18 protein-coding genes are annotated in these 18,547 nt (G+C 42.5%); 14 read left to right on the top strand and 4 right to left on the bottom strand.

Annotation, left to right across the window (positions count from 1 at the left end; genetic code table 11):
- Window positions 1-45: 45 nt before the first annotated feature.
- The 5 genes from prfB to A1QO_RS01505 all read left to right on the top strand — a co-directional run bounded on the left by prfB (window position 46) and on the right by A1QO_RS01505 (window position 5,180).
- A protein-coding gene (gene prfB / locus A1QO_RS01520) for a peptide chain release factor 2 (RefSeq protein ID WP_139073947.1) occupies window positions 46-1,144 on the top strand; the annotation gives its coding sequence in 2 pieces (ribosomal slippage) (window positions 46-120 and window positions 122-1,144; 1,098 coding nt in all).
- 98 nt (window positions 1,145-1,242) lie between these two features.
- Window positions 1,243-2,775, top strand: a complete 1,533-nt coding sequence (gene lysS, locus A1QO_RS01515; RefSeq protein WP_017039573.1) for a lysine--tRNA ligase — start codon at window positions 1,243-1,245, stop codon at window positions 2,773-2,775.
- A gap of 318 nt (window positions 2,776-3,093) precedes the next feature.
- Window positions 3,094-4,431, top strand: a complete 1,338-nt coding sequence (vpsR, locus tag A1QO_RS01510; protein WP_017035479.1) for a cyclic-di-GMP-binding transcriptional regulator VpsR — start codon at window positions 3,094-3,096, stop codon at window positions 4,429-4,431.
- A gap of 267 nt (window positions 4,432-4,698) precedes the next feature.
- Window positions 4,699-4,824: a hypothetical protein gene (locus A1QO_RS20695; protein WP_017035478.1), complete on the top strand. Its 126-nt coding sequence runs from the start codon at window positions 4,699-4,701 to the stop codon at window positions 4,822-4,824.
- A gap of 104 nt (window positions 4,825-4,928) precedes the next feature.
- Complete coding sequence (locus A1QO_RS01505) at window positions 4,929-5,180, top strand: hypothetical protein (protein ID WP_017035477.1); 252 nt, start codon at window positions 4,929-4,931, stop codon at window positions 5,178-5,180.
- Window positions 5,181-5,217: 37 nt separating this feature from the next.
- Here the strand turns inward: A1QO_RS01505 and A1QO_RS01500 are convergent, their stop codons facing one another.
- Complete coding sequence (locus A1QO_RS01500) at window positions 5,218-6,252, bottom strand: NADP(H)-dependent aldo-keto reductase (RefSeq protein ID WP_017040251.1); 1,035 nt, start codon at window positions 6,250-6,252, stop codon at window positions 5,218-5,220.
- Window positions 6,253-6,379: 127 nt separating this feature from the next.
- Between A1QO_RS01500 and A1QO_RS01495 the strand changes: the two genes are divergently transcribed.
- Window positions 6,380-6,691 (top strand): DUF6482 family protein, encoded by a 312-nt coding sequence (locus A1QO_RS01495; protein ID WP_017035475.1) that lies wholly within the window; start codon window positions 6,380-6,382, stop codon window positions 6,689-6,691.
- Window positions 6,692-6,740: 49 nt separating this feature from the next.
- Here the strand turns inward: A1QO_RS01495 and mutH are convergent, their stop codons facing one another.
- Entirely contained in the window at window positions 6,741-7,406 is a 666-nt protein-coding gene (gene mutH, locus A1QO_RS01490) for a DNA mismatch repair endonuclease MutH (RefSeq protein ID WP_017035474.1), read from the bottom strand.
- A 620-nt stretch (window positions 7,407-8,026) separates the two neighbouring features.
- Here mutH and rppH point away from each other — a divergent pair.
- Genes rppH through A1QO_RS01465 form a run of 5 tightly spaced genes read left to right on the top strand, consistent with a single transcriptional unit; the run spans window position 8,027 to window position 13,323 of the window.
- Window positions 8,027-8,545, top strand: coding sequence for an RNA pyrophosphohydrolase (rppH, locus tag A1QO_RS01485; RefSeq protein WP_026026578.1), 519 nt, complete (start codon window positions 8,027-8,029; stop codon window positions 8,543-8,545).
- Window positions 8,546-8,552: 7 nt separating this feature from the next.
- Entirely contained in the window at window positions 8,553-10,799 is a 2,247-nt protein-coding gene (gene ptsP / locus A1QO_RS01480) for a phosphoenolpyruvate--protein phosphotransferase (protein WP_017037721.1), read from the top strand.
- Window positions 10,800-10,807: 8 nt separating this feature from the next.
- Window positions 10,808-11,599 (top strand): sulfite exporter TauE/SafE family protein, encoded by a 792-nt coding sequence (locus A1QO_RS01475; RefSeq protein ID WP_017037720.1) that lies wholly within the window; start codon window positions 10,808-10,810, stop codon window positions 11,597-11,599.
- A gap of 47 nt (window positions 11,600-11,646) precedes the next feature.
- Entirely contained in the window at window positions 11,647-12,462 is an 816-nt protein-coding gene (gene lgt, locus A1QO_RS01470) for a prolipoprotein diacylglyceryl transferase (protein ID WP_017035470.1), read from the top strand.
- A 9-nt stretch (window positions 12,463-12,471) separates the two neighbouring features.
- Window positions 12,472-13,323, top strand: a complete 852-nt coding sequence (locus A1QO_RS01465) for a thymidylate synthase (RefSeq protein WP_017035469.1) — start codon at window positions 12,472-12,474, stop codon at window positions 13,321-13,323.
- A 138-nt stretch (window positions 13,324-13,461) separates the two neighbouring features.
- Here the strand turns inward: A1QO_RS01465 and A1QO_RS01460 are convergent, their stop codons facing one another.
- The gene (locus A1QO_RS01460) at window positions 13,462-14,610 is read right to left on the bottom strand and encodes a Na/Pi symporter (RefSeq protein WP_017035468.1); all 1,149 of its coding nucleotides are present in this window, start codon (window positions 14,608-14,610) and stop codon (window positions 13,462-13,464) included.
- Window positions 14,611-15,006: 396 nt separating this feature from the next.
- Between A1QO_RS01460 and nhaR the strand changes: the two genes are divergently transcribed.
- Window positions 15,007-15,894, top strand: a complete 888-nt coding sequence (gene nhaR, locus A1QO_RS01455; protein WP_026026881.1) for a transcriptional activator NhaR — start codon at window positions 15,007-15,009, stop codon at window positions 15,892-15,894.
- A 144-nt stretch (window positions 15,895-16,038) separates the two neighbouring features.
- On the top strand, window positions 16,039-16,344 hold the full coding sequence (locus A1QO_RS01450) for an ArsR/SmtB family transcription factor (protein ID WP_017035466.1): 306 nt from the start codon (window positions 16,039-16,041) through the stop codon (window positions 16,342-16,344).
- A 75-nt stretch (window positions 16,345-16,419) separates the two neighbouring features.
- Here the strand turns inward: A1QO_RS01450 and rpsT are convergent, their stop codons facing one another.
- Complete coding sequence (gene rpsT / locus A1QO_RS01445; protein ID WP_017035465.1) at window positions 16,420-16,680, bottom strand: 30S ribosomal protein S20; 261 nt, start codon at window positions 16,678-16,680, stop codon at window positions 16,420-16,422.
- Window positions 16,681-16,937: 257 nt separating this feature from the next.
- Between rpsT and murJ the strand changes: the two genes are divergently transcribed.
- Window positions 16,938-18,500: a murein biosynthesis integral membrane protein MurJ gene (murJ, locus tag A1QO_RS01440; protein ID WP_038131806.1), complete on the top strand. Its 1,563-nt coding sequence runs from the start codon at window positions 16,938-16,940 to the stop codon at window positions 18,498-18,500.
- The last annotated feature ends 47 nt before the right edge of the window (window positions 18,501-18,547 follow it).

Below are 18,547 nucleotides of genomic sequence, written 5' to 3'. Positions count from 1 at the left end.
AGTAAACTTTCTCGGTTAAATTCTACTCACAAATGATGAGCTAAAATGTTTGAAATCAATCCTATTAAAAACCGTCTTCAGGATGTGTCTGAGCGCACAAATATCCTGAGGGGGTACCTTTGACTATGACGCAAGAAAAGAGCGTCTAGAAGAAGTAAACGCAGAACTAGAACAACCGGATGTATGGAACGACCCGGATCGTGCGCAAGCACTTGGTAAAGAACGTGCATCACTTGAAGCGATAGTAGAAACGATCGACTTGCTTGACCAAGGGGTTGAAGATGTCGATGGTTTGTTGGAGCTTGCGGTTGAAGAAGGCGATCAAGAAACTTTTGATGAAATTGAACCGGAACTTGCTGAGCTTGAAGCCAAGTTAGGCAAACTTGAATTCCGTCGTATGTTTTCAGGTGATCACGACGCTTCAGATTGCTACATTGACTTGCAGTCAGGCTCGGGCGGCACAGAGGCTCAAGACTGGACATCAATGATGTTACGCATGTATTTGCGTTGGGCTGAAGCGAAAGGCTTTAAGACGGAAGTGATTGAAGTTTCTGATGGTGATGTTGCAGGCCTGAAAGGCGCAACAATACGTATTTCTGGTGAGTACGCTTATGGTTGGTTACGCACAGAGACTGGTGTTCACCGTCTGGTTCGTAAGTCACCATTTGATTCAAGTGGCCGTCGTCATACTTCATTTGCATCTGCGTTTATCTACCCAGAGATTGATGACAACATTACGATCGACATTAATCCTTCTGACTTACGTATTGACGTATACCGTGCCTCTGGCGCTGGTGGTCAGCACGTAAACACCACTGAATCGGCGGTACGTATTACTCACGTTCCAACCAACACTGTGGTTCAATGTCAGAATGACCGTTCGCAGCATAAGAACAAAGATCAAGCGATGAAGCAGCTACGTGCTAAGCTTTTTGAACTTGAGATTCAAAAACAAAATGCTGAAAAACAAGCGAGCGAAGAAACGAAATCAGACATCGGTTGGGGCAGTCAAATCCGCTCTTACGTACTGGATGATTCTCGTATCAAAGATTTGCGCACCGGCATCGAAAACCGTAACACTCAAGCGGTTCTTGACGGTGACTTAGACAAGTTTATTGAAGCTAGCCTGAAATCAGGTCTGTAAGCTTTACCAACTATTAAGCTTTACCAATAATATTGGTAAAAATGCCTATATTTGAAAAAATATAGCTGTCCAAATTATAAAAGCAGGGTACATCTCTAATGACTGATGCTGTTCAAAACGAAAACGCACAAGAAGCTTCTTCACCTGAAGAGAACAAACTAATCGCTGAGCGCCGCAGCAAGCTGGATCACATCCGCCTGAACTGCAAAGCTAACGGTCACCCAAATGACTTCCGTCGTGAGCACCTAGCTGGCGACCTTCAAGCGGAATTCGGTGAGAAGACTAAGGAAGAGCTAGAAGAGCTTAACCACATCGTTGCGATCGCTGGTCGTATTATGGCGAAGCGTGGTCCATTCCTTGCGATTCAAGAAACTTCTGGTCGTATCCAAGCATACGCAGCGAAAGACGTTCAAAAAGTACTAAAAGAGAAGTACCAAGGCCTAGATATCGGTGACATCATCGGTGTTAAAGGTGCGCTTCACAAGTCTGGTAAAGGCGACCTTTACGTGAACATGGAAGAGTTTGAATTGCTAACGAAAGCACTTCGTCCTCTGCCAGAGAAGTTCCACGGTCTAACTGACCAAGAGATGCGTTACCGTCAGCGTTACGTTGACCTAATCGTGAACGAAGACTCTCGTAACACATTCATCGTGCGTTCTAAGCTTGTGTCTTCAATCCGTAACTTCATGAGCTCAAAAGGCTACCTAGAAGTTGAAACGCCAATGATGCACGTGATCCCAGGCGGTGCAACAGCACGTCCATTCATCACTCATCACAACGCACTAGACATCGACATGTACCTACGTGTTGCACCTGAGCTTTACCTTAAGCGTCTAGTGGTGGGTGGTTTTGACCGTGTATTCGAGATCAACCGTAACTTCCGTAACGAAGGTCTTTCTCCACGTCACAACCCAGAATTCACAATGATGGAATTCTACCAAGCGTACTCTGACTACAAAGATCTAATGGATCTAACGGAAGAGATGCTAAGCACTGCAGCGATGGACGTTCTTGGTTCTACTTCTATGCCTTACGGCGACGAAACCGTTGAGTTCGGTGGCACTTACGCTCGCATGAGCATGTTCGATGCAATCAAACACTACACACCTGAAAATGCAAACATCCAAGCTCTAACTGAAGACGATCTTCAGAACAGAGAATTGATGGTTAAAATTGCAGAAGAAGTAGGTCTGTACGTTGAGAAGTTCTGGACATGTGGTCAGCTTCTTGAAGAGATCTTTGGTGAAACGGCTGAGCCTCAGCTAATTCAACCAACGTTCATCACGGGTTACCCAGCGGACATCTCTCCACTGGCTCGTCGTAGCGACAGCAACCCATTCTTCACAGACCGCTTTGAGTTCTTCATCGGTGGCCGTGAAGTAGCGAACGGTTTCTCTGAGCTTAACGATGCACAAGACCAAGATGAGCGTTTCAAAGCACAAGTTAACGCAAAAGACGCGGGTGATGACGAAGCTATGTACTACGATGCAGACTACATTACTGCACTAGAGCACGGCCTACCGCCAACAGCGGGTCAAGGTATTGGTATCGATCGCCTAGCGATGCTATTTACTAACACGCACACAATCCGTGACGTGATCTTGTTCCCGGCAATGCGTCCACAGTCGTAAGGCGTTCGTCAGTGGCGATCTGATTTAAAGATTATCCGTCATTAACTCCTTGTTTATCAATAACTAAAAAAAGCCACCTTCGGGTGGCTTTTTTTTACTGACAAGCGTCGAAATTAACGAAGATTATGGTTTTATGCGCGTGATTTTATAGTTAACTTGAATGTATGTGACCAAAATAGTTGTATAAATGATTATTCGGGGCCTAGTCTAAGTATTGAGACAGATTATCTCGGCCAGTCTCGATAATGTAACGGCTACTACCGTTAGGTATTCACGGCTTAGATATAAATTTAAAAAATCAATATAAGGAACATAATAATGGGTAGCCAATTCCGTATGGATTCTGTCCCAGGTTCACTTGTCGTTGTTGGTGGGACACATGAACCCTGGCTTTCGGTACTAGAGCAAGTTGGTTGGCGTTGTACTTCATGTGCAGATTTACGTAAGGCTGATGCGCTTTTTAGTGAGACCGGCCCATGTATCGGCATTGTGGACTTGAGTCATGACGAGTTTAGTCTCAATGGTATCGCTAACTTAGTCAGTAAGCACAAGCAAGTTCGTTGGCTTGCATTTATCCGTGAATCACAACTGAGCTCTGATACCATTTGCCAGTTTATTGTTAACTTCTGTATTGATTTTTTCACTTCTCCTATCCCTGACGCTCAGCTTTTGAATACCATAGGACACCAACTTGGTATGTTAAAACTCGAGAAAAAAGTGTGGCCAAATTATGGCTCAATGAGTGATATGGGGCTTATTGGTGATTCGATTCCAATGAAACGCCTACGAGATCAAATCAAACGTGTTGGCCCAACGGACGTATCCATTTTGATCTACGGGGAAAGTGGTACGGGTAAGGAGACCGTTGCAAAGGCGGTGCACAAGACATCAGCACGATCTCAACAAGAATTTATTTCGGTGAATTGTCGTGCTATGTCAGAAAGACGTATTGAGTGTGATTTTTTTGGCATTAACCAAGAAGATGGTACTCAAGTATCGATGCTTGAAAAGGCGGACGGTGGCACGATTCTGCTGAACGATATTTTAACCTTACCTAAGTCACAGCAATTGAATTTACTGCGTTTTTTACAAGAAGGGGTCGTGGATACGCCTGATGGCCGTAAAGAAGTGGATGTGAGAATTTTAGCGGCGAATTCTTCTGATATCGAAAAAGCACTGATTGATGGTGATTTTAATGAAGAACTCTATCACTACATTAATGTGCTGCGGATTAATGTCCCTAGCATAAAAGAAAGAGCGGGCGATGTTGCTCTACTTGCTCGCCATTTCCTGCAAGAGTATTCAAAAGAATTTAATGCTCAAGCTCGAAGTTTTTCTGAAGATGCGATCAGAGACTTAACACGTTATCACTGGCCAGGAAATGTACGAGAGCTAATGAATCAAATCAAACGCATTGTCTTGATGTCTGATAACGTTATGATCGACGAGTCTCAATTGGATCTGCCGAAACGACATGATGGTCGACGTAGTTTAAAGAGCATTCGAGAGCGCAGTGAAAGAGACGCACTCTTATTGGTGTTAGAGTCTCACTCGGGGCAAGTATCGATTGCTGCAAAAGAGCTCGGAGTATCGCGTGCTACTATGTACCGGTTATTGAACAAACATAATTTGATCACAGAAGATGCGATGTCTTAAGCATAACAAGCTGAATTAGAATGTATTAAAGCCACAACGTAGTCATTGTGGCTTTTTTTATACATCATTATGTTGATTATTTGTTATTCACTGTGTGAATGTGTTGGTTTTTTAGTGGCATAGCGTTCTAAATGGAGGAATACATTGTTTTTTTATTAATCAATTTATAATGGTTGAATTATTATCTCAATTGCATAGAATTTAATCGTGAGCAGAGACTCTGCTACACAATTTTCTTCGGATTTATTATTTAGTTAGGAGGTACAGATGAAACATTTATCCATCATTCAATGTGTTTGTACCGATCTCGATCGTATTGAGCTCAAGGCTTTGTACGCCTGCCATAACATCATGGCTATGGCAGCCGATCGCATGACATCTACTAATAATTAATTCGTAACCTTGTTAGGCTGCGGAAATGGCAGCTTAATAAGAGTCACAACCCCTATTCTCTTTGCGCCCTTTCCCCAGCTACTATTCTTAACTGGAGAACTATTATGCGCCATTCTGTTTATTTAAAACTCGCCACATTACTCGTTAGAGCGGATCTTAAGCGTGAAGAACGTGAGTGGAAGAGAAAAATTCGTCACAGCAGCTACGATATTCCTTGGGAAAATACCCATCTATTACGTGATATAGGATTAGAAAGCGATGGAAGACCTATTGGATTTTCAGAGCCTGAAGCCGTCAAAGCTGAACGTCGAGTTCGTCACCTTCGTCGTGTATTAAGCACGCGAATACCAACGTAGATAATGGGGTAGGCACTTCACCTACCCCTATGAAACACTAAGGACAAGGGTTGGAGTAAGTCGTACCAACCTCTTGTATCTCTCGAAGTAATTCGTCAGTAAGTACAACATCTAAACTGTCTATATTCATTTTTAACTGATTGATATTGGTAGCACCAATGATATTAGAAGCAACAAATGGACGTTGGTTTACATACGCAAGAGCCATTTGAGCTGGATCAAGCGAATATTGATGAGCAAGGTCGACATACGCTTGGGTTGCAGCGATTCCTTGTGGCGTAAAGTAACGGACAAAACGTTCAAATAAAGTGCATCGAGCATCTGTCGGTTTTTGGTTGTTAAGGTACTTTCCACTAAGGCAACCAAAAGCGAGAGGGGAATACGCCAACAGCTTTACGCCCTCATTGTGACTGATTTCTGACAGGCCGATTTCAAAGCTGCGATTGAGTAAGTTGTATGGGTTTTGTATCGATACAATTCTGGGTAGGTCATGTTTTTCTGCTAGTTTGAGCAAGCTCATGACACCCCATGGTGTTTCATTCGAGACCCCGATATAACGAATCTTTCCTGCTTTTACTAATTCAGACATCGCTTCTAGGGTTTCGATCAGTGTGACTTCTTCTTGCTCAGCGCTGTCAGGGTAGTTGAGTTGCCCAAAACAATTGGTGTTTCGTTGAGGCCAGTGCAGCTGATAGAGATCGATGTAATCTGTTTGCAGTCGTTTTAAACTATCGTCGATCGCCAGATGAATATTACGACGATCAAGTTTCATATTATCGCGGATGTATGGAACGTTCCGTGGGCCTGCAACTTTCGTAGCCAGAACCACTTTCTCTCGTTTAGAAGATTGCTTAAGCCAGTGTCCAATATAACTTTCGGTAAGACCTTGTGTTGATGCTTTTGGTGGAACGGGATACATCTCAGCCGTATCAATAAAGTTGACCCCTCTTTCCAATGCATAATCCAGTTGATTGCACGCATCCGCTTGAGTATTTTGCTCTCCAAAGGTCATCGTACCGAGGCAGATTTTACTGATCTCTAAACTCGAGTGTGGCAACTTTGTGTACTGCATAGTACTTCCTTGTTCATCGTATCGTTGTTTTACCAATATATGTGAATCCCTCTACGGATCAAATGGATTAGGGCAAGAATTCGCAAAAATGCCAGCTTTGTCTAGAATGATAATTGGAGGTGCGTATATGCAGAAAAGACAATTAGATAAATGGATTCATGGATATCACAAGGATTCATACCAGGCCCCTAAGGTGTTTGTAATAGGATGCTCTGATTTATCTCAGTATCAAATAGCCGTCGAATATAAGCACAAATTGGAGCCACTCAAACAAGATGACGATCCCATGCACTTTGACTCTCTAGAGCTAGTCAAAGAAGAGTTGGTCCGATTGGGTATCGATAAAGCGTACCTAAGGTTACATAATGCCTATGACGAGTTTGGTCGTGAAGGGGGCATTTCATACTGTGATATTGAGCTATCGTTGGCGATGCATTGACTGTGCTGTTACTTACTTTAAATAAAGACTCTGTTCAATAAACACGTCGTTAAATAAAGTATTTATCGAGAATTGCCGATGTAAATTGAGTCCGAAGATAAAACCCCCGCGGGCGAGTTTTTATCCGTTTACCACTAGAGCCGAACGCATCGGTTAACACTCGGCCATGGGCGGCTTTTGGTCTGAGTTGCAACACTTCGCCGTGTTTCGCGGTGATCTGTTCTACTCGGCCTAGAACAATCAGTTCCATTAATTCTTCCCAATCGGCTTTAAGTTGCTGCTCTTCCTCTTCTGATGGAGACCAGATTAGAGGGGATCCTACTCGTCGTTCCGCTAATGGGATTTCTCTTTCTCCTTCTACGGGGATCCAAAGAACTCTTGATAGCTTATTTCTGACATGGCTGTGCTCCCAACTTAAACCATGAACACCAACAAGAGGAGCCACACAGACAAAGGTTGTTTCAAGTGGTTTACCGTTATAGCCAATAGGGATACTTTTCAGCTCTATACCCAGAGTTTCAAAGTCTTGTTGAGGTTTGCTTCCTGCTGTTGCTCCTAAGTGCCATTCTAATAATTGACCTACCCAGCCTTTGTCTCTCTTCAGGTCTTCAGGGACAAGGATATTAGCTTCATCAGCGAGATCTTTTAAAGAAAGACCCGCAATCGCATTGGCTCGAGTGAGTAGTTCGTTTTCAGAGATGGGTTCAGGCTTCATAAGGTCGCTAACGGGAGTGTAAAGATCGTTATCATAACAAATGTGTTTTTGATTCGTAATGGGGAATAAGTATTCACCCAGGAGAAAAGATCATCACTTATCAACTTATCCACAGGGATGGCTGTTTTTAAGTGTTAATTCATGATTATGTACAAATGATCAGTGCTTTTAAGATCAATTAAGACTTGTTATTCGCCATTCCGCCAATATTAAATGATTTTTTTGTGGATAAGACTCTGGTTGGATGATCTTTGACCATGTTGTTTTTAGGGTAAGAAAATAAACATCAATAGTTTATTTTTACTCATGATTGTTTATTTAACGTTATGATTTTTATTAACTTATACCCGTATTTTAATGGTTGGAACTATGTTGGCATGATAGTTTTTAATACGAAATGATCTGTATTAATGACTTTCTTCACACGGTTATTCACAGAAAAGGTGAATAAATGTGGCTTAGGTCTCATTGTGATGTTGATAAGTGCCCCTGGGCTTAGAAGTTATCCATGTTAGGGGTTGTTACCAATAAATCACGTGCTAATCACACTAGTAAGTTTGCTCCTGTTGGGGATATGTGGAAAAATCACTGTAATTAAAGATATTATTCGAGGTTGGCCAGTGATAGATGGCGATGGTTACCGCTTAAATGTGGGAATTGTAATCTGTAACAACCATGGTCAGGTCTTCTGGGCTAAACGATACGGACAACATTCATGGCAATTTCCTCAAGGGGGGATTGATGACGGAGAAACGGCTGAGCAGGCAATGTTCAGAGAGCTCTATGAAGAGGTTGGTCTAACAAAAAAAGACGTGAAAATCGTAGCAACAAGTCGTCATTGGCTCAGATATAAATTGCCAAAACGCTTAGTTCGTTGGGATTCAAAGCCTGTCTGTATCGGACAAAAACAGAAATGGTTTTTATTGCGCTTAGACTGTGATGAATCACAGATAGATATGCAGCGCGGTAGCACCCCTGAATTTGATGGTTGGCGTTGGGTAAGTTATTGGTACCCAGTAAGACAAGTCGTTTCGTTTAAGCGGGATGTGTATCGTCGAGCGATGAAAGAATTCGCTTCAATGGCGATGCCATTCAAAGAGCGAAAACTAAAAGGTAAGCGGAAGTTTAAAAGAGGGTAGAATCGTTATGCTTTCTCAACTAAGGGAAATAGTTGAACAGGTATCAAAAGTTGATGATGTCTATCAAGCGTTTGATATTTTAGTTAAGCAAACATGCAGCGCTATGGAAACAGAGTGCTGCACTATCTATCTTGCTAATGAAGAGCGAAGTCGCTTAGAGCTGATGGCGACTCAAGGACTGGAGTTTTCAGGCGACAAAATCCATATTAACTATAATGAAGGCCTTGTCGGATTAGTTAAGCGTAGTGCCGAACCTATCAATATTGCGAATGCTTCTCAGCATGCCAATTTTAAACTCTTTCCTGAGTTAGGAGAGCAGATTTACCACAGTTTTCTTGGTACACCGATTATTTATCGCAAGCAGGTACTGGGTGTTCTCGTTGTTCAACAAAAGTCCTCCCGTTTATTTAACGAAATTGAAGAATCCTTTTTAGTCACACTGGCTGCCCAGCTTGCTGTGATTATTGCTCATGCACAAACGCAAGGGCATTGGAGTCTTGAAAAAAAACAGCACGTTAATATAGGTAATCCTGCCTCTTCCGGTGTCGCTATTGGTGAGTTTTGGTGGGATGACGCTCAACCTCAGTTGTCTGATGTTCATCCGGCCTCCAACATTAACGTGAGTCAAGAGCAAGAATGGTTGATGGTGGCCATTGAAGATGCTCTTAACGACTTTGGCCGGATGAGAAAAAAACTGCATGGTGATATAAACAAAGAAACGTTAGCGATTTTTGATCTGTTTACTCACTTGCTCAACGATCCAATGCTGCGAAAAGACTTAAAAAGTCATATTCAGAAAGGGGATAAAGCCGATTGGGCCCTTAGGCAGGTCGTCGAGTCTTATTCCAATCGTTTTGCGCGAATGTCTGATGTTTATTTAAGAGAACGAGCACAGGATATTCGTGAGTTAGGTCAGCGCTTACTGTTTTTTTTGTACAACACTCAGAAAGAGCAGCAGCATCTTGAAAAACCAGTCATTTTGGTTGTTAGGGAACTGACTGCTTCCATCTTAGCATCTATCCCCAAAGATAAGTTACTTGCGGTTGTCGCGTTAGATGGTGCTGCGAATTCTCATGCCGCGATTTTGTCTCGCGCCCTTGGCATTCCTGCGGTGATGGGATTAAGCCTGAATCTGACAGAGATAAATGGTAAACGCGGTATCGTTGATGGATATAGTGGAAAGGTTTTAGTTTCACCGAGTAAACAGCTGTTAAAAGAATACCGTGCATTAGCTAACGAAGAGCGTGAACTGACATCCATGGTCAGCAAAGGCTCGGATAAACCCGCGATGACAGCCGATGGGTATCGCATTGAAATGTTATTGAATGCGGGGCTCAGTGCCGATACTAATATTGCGATCAATCAGGGCGTTGATGGTGTTGGTCTATATCGAACCGAGATTTCTTTTTTGCTCCAGCATCGCTTTCCATCAGAAGATGAACAGATACAGCAGTATCGTAGTGTTTTAAGTACGTACCCTAATAAGCGTGTCGTGATGAGAACCTTGGATGTAGGAGGGGACAAAGCTTTACCTTATTTGCCTATAGAAGAGGACAATCCTTTCTTAGGTTGGCGAGGCATTCGATTTACCTTAGATCATCCAGATATCTTTCTGATTCAGATTCGAGCGATGTTACGCGCAAGCACCGAGCATCATAATCTCAGTATATTGTTACCAATGATAGCGAGTGCTCAGGAGCTGGATGATGCGTTATTATTAATAAGGCAAGCGTATAAAGAAGTGTCTAAGGTTGATGAAAGTATCCGTATGCCAAAAGTCGGGATCATGATCGAAGTGCCTTCGATGCTTTACTTACTTCCTCTTATCGCTAAGAAAATTGATTTTGTATCGGTTGGTACCAACGACTTAACGCAATACCTTCTTGCCGTTGATCGTAATAATTCAAGAGTTGCTGATGTGTATGAGTCATTCCATCCATCTGTGATCATGGCGCTGAAACATATTTATGATACTTGTGACCGCTTAAAGCTGCCAGTTTGTGTTTGTGGTGAGTTAGCAGGGGATCCTATTGGTTGTCTCTTGCTTGTTGGCTTAGGATATACCTCACTGAGTATGAATACCTCTAACGTGGCAAAGGTTAAGTATTTATTGCGTCACTCTGAAACGACTGAATTAAAACAATTTGCTAATAAAGCCTTAATGAAAGCGTATGGGAAAGACATCTATACTATGATGTCATCGCATTTTGAAGATAGAGGTTTTGCTGGGTTTATCCGAGCAGGCAAAAAATAGAGGTTGTTGTGCATATAGAATTGTTATTTCTGTTGGTTTTACTGGGTGCTTTTGTTGGTGTAATGGCGGGTTTATTAGGGATCGGCGGAGGGCTGATCGTCGTTCCTGCTCTTCTTTATATTTTGCCTTCCATTGGTATTGGCGCGGAAAGCGTTATGTTGGTTGCGTTAGCGACGTCTCTGGCAACGATTATTTTAACGTCAGGCTCTTCGGCTTTAAACCATTTAAAGCTCGGCAATGTTGATATGTTCATCATTAAATGGCTGATGCCAGGAGTGATCTTTGGTGGCTTTTTCGGTACCTATATTGCCGAGTGGGTACCCACAGAGTACCTCCCTAAGATTTTTGCTGGCATTGTGACTCTATTAGCCATTCAAATGCTGATTTCGGTAAAGTCCACCAAGACAAAGAAAATGCCTAGCAGCGGGGTAACATTACTGTGCGGTTCTGGTATCGGTGTCATTTCAAGTCTGGCAGGGATCGGCGGCGGTTCATTATCCGTCCCATTTTTGAGTCGTCATGGTATTGAGATGCGTAAAGCGGTCGGTTCTTCATCCGTCTGTGGTTGTATGATTGCGATTTCTGGCATGATCGGCTTTATTTTGCATGGATACAATTTAGAAGGTTTGCCTGATTATAGTATTGGGTATGTCTATTTACCTGCTCTTGTCGCGATTGCCTCTACCTCTATGTTTACAACAAAGATAGGAGCTAAGCTGGCGAGTACCTTACCTACTGTGATGCTAAAAAAGGTGTTCGCGGTCTTTTTAATATTTGTCGCAGGAACTATGCTGCTGTAATCTCGTCTCAGTTTATAATCAATCAATAAAAATAAGAGTACTCTTCTATGTCTCAGGGATTAATCCAGTTTCCTAATATCGATCCTGTCCTTTTTTCATTAGGTCCCATTTCTATCCGCTGGTATGGGCTCATGTATTTAGTGGGTTTTGCTTTTGCTATGTGGCTCGCGAACCGCCGTGCAGATAAACCGAATAGCGGCTGGACACGTGAGCAAGTTTCCGACTTATTATTTGCAGGTTTTTTAGGGGTTGTGGTTGGTGGTCGTGTTGGTTACGTCCTGTTTTATAACTTTGAAATATTTCTTCAAGATCCCTTATACCTATTTAAGGTGTGGACCGGTGGAATGTCATTCCATGGTGGGTTACTCGGTGTTATCGGCGCGATGTTTTGGTATGCGAAAAAGAATGGCCGTACATTTTTTGGTGTCGCTGACTTTATTGCACCGCTGGTTCCGTTTGGTCTAGGGATGGGCCGTCTGGGTAACTTTATGAACAGTGAGTTGTGGGGTCGCGTCACTGATGCGCCTTGGGGTATTGTTTTCCCGAATGGTGGTCCTTTGCCGCGTCACCCTTCACAGCTATATGAAATGGCACTAGAAGGCATTGTGCTGTTCTTTATCTTGAACTGGTTTATTAAGAAACCAAGACCGCTTGGATCGGTATCTGGCCTCTTTTTGATTGGTTATGGTAGCTTCCGCTTCCTCGTTGAATACGTTCGTGAACCCGATGCGCATATTGGCTTGTTTGGCGATTTCATTTCAATGGGGCAGATTTTATCACTACCAATGATCATTGTTGGTGGTTTAATGATGGTATGGGCTTACAAGCGTGGTCAGTTCAACGATAACGCAGCAGTAAAGTAAGGATTAAACGTGAACCAATATTTAGAACTTTGTCATCGCATCGTCGATGAAGGAACTTGGATTGAAAACGAAAGGACAGGTAAGCGTTGTTTGACGGTGATTAATGCTGACCTAGAGTATGATGTTCAAAATAATCAATTCCCTCTGGTGACAACACGAAAGAGTTTTTGGAAGTCTGCGGTAGCGGAATTACTTGGGTATATTCGTGGTTATGATAACGCTGAAGACTTCAGGAAACTAGGCACGAAAACATGGGATGCTAATGCTAATTTAAATCAAGCATGGCTCAATAATTCATATCGTAAAGGCGAAGACGATATGGGGCGTGTGTACGGTGTACAAGGGCGATCTTGGGCAAAGCCAGATGGTGGAAGTGTTGATCAGCTGCGTAAGATTGTCGATGACCTTACGCGTGGTGTCGATGATCGCGGAGAGATTTTAAATTTCTACAATCCGGGAGAGTTTCATATGGGGTGCTTGCGTCCATGCATGTACAGCCATCACTTCTCTTTATTGGGTGATACATTGTATCTAAACAGTACCCAGCGCTCTTGTGATGTTCCTCTTGGCTTGAATTTTAATATGGTTCAAGTGTATGTGTTTCTTGCTTTGATGGCTCAAATAACGGGTAAGAAGCCGGGCGTGGCGTATCATAAAATAGTAAACGCACACATCTATGAAGATCAATTGGCCCCCATGCGTGATATTCAGTTAAAGCGTGAGCCTTTAAAACCAGCGACGTTTCACATTAATCCTAAAATCACTTCATTAGAAGATTTAGAAACTTGGGTGACCTTGGAGGATTTTTGGGTAGAAGGCTATGAATGCCATGAAGCGATTAAATACCCGTTCTCGGTGTAGTTGACTTACTTTATTGGTTTTAGAAAGATAGAGACTAAAAGGCCCCTAAACGGTATGAGTTTAGGGGCCTTTTTGTTGGACTGTATTTTCTTGTCTAGATGCCGCGGCGAGTTCTTAAAGGTAGAACTATCTTCTATCTTAAGCCGTTAAAGCAAGAACAGCACCTGGCATGACAACAAAGATGCTTGCCAAGTAACCAGCTACAACCCATTTATTCTTTACTGCCATCTCAGCGATATACTCAGAACCTTTAACAGGAAGCTCTCGTAAGAATGGAATACCATAGATTAACGCGGTAGCGAGGACATTGAAGACTAGGTGAACCAATGCAATCTGTAGAGCAAACACTGCGAACTCACCAGACACGGCCGTAGCAGCTAATAGAGCAGTAATACACGTACCAATGTTTGAACCTAGGGTAAATGGGTATATGTCACGAACTTTAAGTACCCCAGAGCCCACAAGAGGAACCATTAGACTTGTGGTTGTTGATGAAGATTGAACCAAGATGGTCACGATAGAACCCGACGCGATCCCATGCAGTGGACCACGACCAATCGCATTCTTTAGAATTTCACGAGCACGGCCAACCATCAGGCTTTTCATTAATTTACCCATCACGGTAATCGCAACAACAATCGTCGCAATACCGAGCAAAATTAATGTAACACCAGCAGTGACATCACCAAATGCAGACAATGGCTCTTTGATTGCACCGACCACTGGCTTAGTGATAGGGCTAATAAAGTTCAGACTTTTAATGCTTAGATCACCGGTTGCTAGGAAAGGAGACACTAACCAATGTGAAATTTTGTCGAGAATACCGAACATCATTTCTAACGGCAGGAATATGGCAACAGCAAGCAAGTTAAAGAAATCATGAATAGTGGCACTTGCAAAGGCTCGTTTAAACTCAACCTTACAACGAACATGACCTAAGCTAACGATGGTATTGGTGACTGTGGTACCGATATTCGCTCCCATAACCATAGGGATGGCGGTTTCTACAGGTAATCCACCCGCAACTAAACCGACAATAATGGAAGTAACGGTACTGGATGATTGAATGAGCGCTGTGGCGATAAGACCAATCATTAAACCAGCGATAGGGTGAGATGCAAATTCAAATAATACCTTTGCATGGTCTCCTGTCGACAATTTGAATCCGCTTCCTACCATTGATACCGCTAAAAGAAGTAGGTATAGCATGAATGCCAAGTTAGCCCAGCGTAGCCAGTGGGATGTTCCCGCTTTTGGCATTGCTGTAGAAGTAGCTTGGTTCATCATAGTTTTCTCCGTTGACCGTTTTAGTGTTTTTGGTCTGTAGTTGAATCTGAGAGTGATACTAGACGGCAAATATTTCACTAATATGACAGTTTGGGGGCGTGCGAGACTTTTTGAGATGAAGCCGAGGTTTGATTTTTTTTGTGGCGCCAAGGTTATTTTAAGGTGTTGATTTTAAGATGTTTTTGTTGATGTTAAAACTCTGTGACTGGATAGTGTTTTTTTGACTTTTTTATTAATAGGCAGAAAAAACCGATAAAATTTGCAATATAACAAAATACACTTTCGGTAATATTATTCAAAAAAACCAGTCACTAATGGTTTTTCCGAAATATAGATGCATCAGCGATGCGATTATGATTAGAATAGAGGGATATAACTCCTATGCTAGGTGATGCAATGTACCATTTAAACTATAACCACCTTTATTACTTTTGGATGGTGTGCAAACAAGGATCAGTGACGAAAGCGGCAGACGCGCTTTTTTTGACCCCGCAAACGGTGACCGGACAAATTAAAGCCCTTGAAGAGCGGATGGATGGCAAGCTGACTAAGAGAAATGGTCGTAGTGTAGAGCCAACCGAGTTAGGGCAACTCGTTTTTAAATATGCCGATCGAATGTTTGGTTTGAGTTATGAGTTGCTTGATATTGTTAATTACAGTCAGCGATCTAATATCTTATTTGATGTTGGGGTAGCTGATGCCTTGTCAAAAGATATCGTCAGTCGGATTTTGTTGAGTGCCGTCCCGAATGATAACAGTATCCACCTGCGTTGTTTTGAATCAACACATGAATTACTGCTTGAGCAACTCTCCCAACATAAACTGGACATGATTCTCTCTGACTGTCCGGTCGATTCAGGTAAAAGTCCGGGCTTATACAGTAAAAAGCTTGGGGAATCAGGCATGAGTTTTTATAGCCATGGCGACCAGAACATTGTGCTTTCAAGGGATCTCGAAGAGATAAAGCTATTGATCCCAGGTAGTCGAACCGCAATGGGACGTAAAGTTTTACAGTGGTTTGACAGACAGGGGGTCAATCCCAATATTTTAGGTGAGTTTGATGATTTAGCGTTAATGAAAGCCTTCTTTCGCCAGCATCAAGATGCGGTCATGCTTGCCCCAAGCACATACCGGAACGAAGTGGATGAGAAAACGCACCTTAAAAAAATTGGTTCTATTGAGGATCTAAAAGAAGAGTATTACATTATTTTTGCAGAAAGAATGATTCAACACCCAGCGGTTAAAAGTATTTGTGATGAAGACTTTGGTGAGTTGATTAAGTAACCTTATGTTTTATATGATATTAGATTATCATGGTGTGCCGTTTAAACATAAGTTTGTCAGTTGTTGATTGCGCCATATCGTTATACTATTCGATACCCAGTGATGAATTGACTATCACAGCTGTTTATAGAGTGAGAAATCCTAATGAACTTAGAAGATATGGACCGAAATTCGGCGAAAGCGGTTGTTTTGCTCAAGGCCATGGCTAATGCAAAGCGTCTACAGATTTTGTGCCTATTGCATACCAATGAACTATCGGTAGGGGAGTTAGGTTCTCAGTTGGAGTTAAGTCAATCTGCGCTATCTCAACATCTAGCTTGGTTGCGCCGTGATGGTTTAGTCAACACACGTAAAGAGGCACAAACGGTTTTTTACTCATTGAGTAGCGATGAAGTGAAGGCGATGATCAAGCTGCTTTATAGTTTGTATTGTGAACCAGAAACCAGTTAAGTTGAAATTGAGATAATTTAGACATAAAAAAACCGGCAGAAGCCGGTTTTTTTCTCACAGTAATCAGAGTTCTAATTAAAGAGCTTTGATTGCAGCTGTGAAACGAGCCTTATGACGAGCAGCTTTATTCTTATGAATAAGGCCTTTAGTCGCCATACGGTCTAGAAGTGGTGTAACTTCTACTAGAGCAGCAGTTGCAGCTTCTTTATTGCCAGCTTCAATAGCTGCAATCGTTTTTTTCATGTAAGTGCGCATCATAGAGCGACGGCTAGCGTTATGCTGACGACGTTTCTCAGCTTGGATAGCGCGCTTCTTAGCAGATTTACTGTTTGCCAAGGTCTAACTCCCAAAAACATAGTTCGGTGACAATTTAAGGGCGAGGAATATCCTCTATTTGCGCTTAATTGTCAAATGATTTGTGCAAAAACCCATCTAAGCCAAACAAGTTTGGTATGAAAAGGTTATCGCGGTTAAGATGGCGGGGATTCTAACAGTATTTTTATACCATTGCTAATACTTATCTTCTCTTACACAGGCATTCTATGTTTGTTCTTGAATATAGTGACGCATTAGCCGTGGTGATTGAGGTTAATTTGAGTAAACGTCTTCTAAAATCAGGCATGATTGTCAGCGCAATGACGTTGATTTCACGAGTATTAGGGTTAGTTCGTGATGTTGTTGTCGCTAATTTGATGGGCGCAGGAGCCAGCGCTGATGTTTTTTTCTTTGCAAACAAAATCCCCAATTTTTTGCGTCGATTATTTGCAGAAGGTGCTTTTTCTCAAGCATTTGTACCGGTATTGACGGAGTATCACGCTAAAGGTGATATGGATGAAACTCGACAGCTGATAGCAAAAGCCTCGGGTACCCTGGGCGTTATCGTGTCTGTTGTCACCATAATGGGGGTTTTGGGTTCGGGAGTCATTACTGCGCTTTTTGGCGCGGGTTGGTTTTTGGATTGGTTAAATGGAGGGCCTTCTGCAGAAAAGTTTGAATTAGCGAGCTTTATGCTGAAAATCACGTTCCCATATTTGTGGTTTATCACCTTTGTTGCACTTTCAGGCGCCATCCTCAATACCTTAGGCAAGTTTGCGGTCTCTTCGTTTACACCGGTCTTTCTCAATGTGATGATCATCGGGTCGGCTTATTTTATTTCCCCTATGCTGAATCAACCGGAAATTGGATTGGCTATCGGCGTCTTTTTAGGTGGATTGGTCCAATTTCTTTTTCAACTGCCTTTTCTAATCAAAGCGGGCGTACTGGTTAAACCTAAATGGGGCTGGAGAGATCCCGGGGTCGTTAAAATTCGTACCCTAATGATCCCGGCCTTATTTGGTGTATCGGTCAGTCAGATTAATTTGCTGTTTGATACTTTTATTGCCAGTTTTCTAGCAACGGGCTCAATCAGTTGGCTCTATTATTCCGACCGTTTACTGGAGTTTCCACTTGGGCTATTTGGTATAGCCATTGCGACGGTTATTTTACCTGCGTTATCAAGAAAACACGTAGATGCGCAAAGTGAGGGTTTTGCCCATACGATGGATTGGGGAGTCCGCATGGTCACCTTGCTCGGTGTGCCCGCCATGTTAGGTTTAATGGTATTAGCTAAACCTATGCTAATGGTGTTATTTATGCGTGGTGAATTTACCCCTCATGACGTCCATCAAGCGTCATTATCTTTGTTTGCTTACGCATCTGGTTTGCTCAACTTTATGTTAATTAAGGTGCTGGCACCCGGCTACTACTCTCGTCAAGATACTAAGACGCCTGTGAAATATGGCATCATAGCGATGGTAACCAATATGTTCTTCAACGCCATTTTCGCATGGTTTTATGGGTATGTTGGGCTCGCAATGGCGACGGCGTTATCGGCTTTTGTCAACATGGCGCTACTTTACCGAGGTCTGCATATCAATAATGTTTATAAAGTGACAAAGCACACCATGATCTTTTTAGCCAAGCTTGTCATTGCAGGTTCCGCGATGGTTGCGGTGTTATTGTGGCACCTAGACGATATGTCACAGTGGTTAATGTGGGCGTTCAGTGAGCGAGTGACGATGTTAGTACTTGCTATTGCTATCGGGGCTTGTGTGTATATTTTTTCCTTGCTCGCTTTAGGTATCCGCTTAAAAGATGTAAAAGCAGCGACAGAGTGAACTTGATTAGTATATAATCCGTCAGTTTCACGCATAGTAATTGATAA

Source organism: Vibrio genomosp. F10 str. ZF-129 (assembly GCF_000287055.2).
In the GTDB taxonomy this organism is placed as follows: domain Bacteria; phylum Pseudomonadota; class Gammaproteobacteria; order Enterobacterales; family Vibrionaceae; genus Vibrio.
This window is presented reverse-complemented; position numbering and strand designations above follow the sequence as displayed.

What these genes read in the sequence shown, in the direction of transcription:
- lysS (WP_017039573.1), top strand. Translation starts at nt 1,243, where the DNA reads ATGACTGATGCTGTTCAAAACGAAAACGCACAAGAAGCTTCTTCACCT.
- vpsR (WP_017035479.1), top strand. Translation starts at nt 3,094, where the DNA reads ATGGGTAGCCAATTCCGTATGGATTCTGTCCCAGGTTCACTTGTCGTT.
- A1QO_RS20695 (WP_017035478.1), top strand. Translation starts at nt 4,699, where the DNA reads ATGAAACATTTATCCATCATTCAATGTGTTTGTACCGATCTCGATCGT.
- A1QO_RS01505 (WP_017035477.1), top strand. Translation starts at nt 4,929, where the DNA reads ATGCGCCATTCTGTTTATTTAAAACTCGCCACATTACTCGTTAGAGCG.
- A1QO_RS01500 (WP_017040251.1), bottom strand. Translation starts at nt 6,252, where the DNA reads ATGCAGTACACAAAGTTGCCACACTCGAGTTTAGAGATCAGTAAAATC.
- A1QO_RS01495 (WP_017035475.1), top strand. Translation starts at nt 6,380, where the DNA reads ATGCAGAAAAGACAATTAGATAAATGGATTCATGGATATCACAAGGAT.
- mutH (WP_017035474.1), bottom strand. Translation starts at nt 7,406, where the DNA reads ATGAAGCCTGAACCCATCTCTGAAAACGAACTACTCACTCGAGCCAAT.
- ptsP (WP_017037721.1), top strand. Translation starts at nt 8,553, where the DNA reads ATGCTTTCTCAACTAAGGGAAATAGTTGAACAGGTATCAAAAGTTGAT.
- lgt (WP_017035470.1), top strand. Translation starts at nt 11,647, where the DNA reads ATGTCTCAGGGATTAATCCAGTTTCCTAATATCGATCCTGTCCTTTTT.
- A1QO_RS01460 (WP_017035468.1), bottom strand. Translation starts at nt 14,610, where the DNA reads ATGATGAACCAAGCTACTTCTACAGCAATGCCAAAAGCGGGAACATCC.
- nhaR (WP_026026881.1), top strand. Translation starts at nt 15,007, where the DNA reads ATGTACCATTTAAACTATAACCACCTTTATTACTTTTGGATGGTGTGC.
- A1QO_RS01450 (WP_017035466.1), top strand. Translation starts at nt 16,039, where the DNA reads ATGAACTTAGAAGATATGGACCGAAATTCGGCGAAAGCGGTTGTTTTG.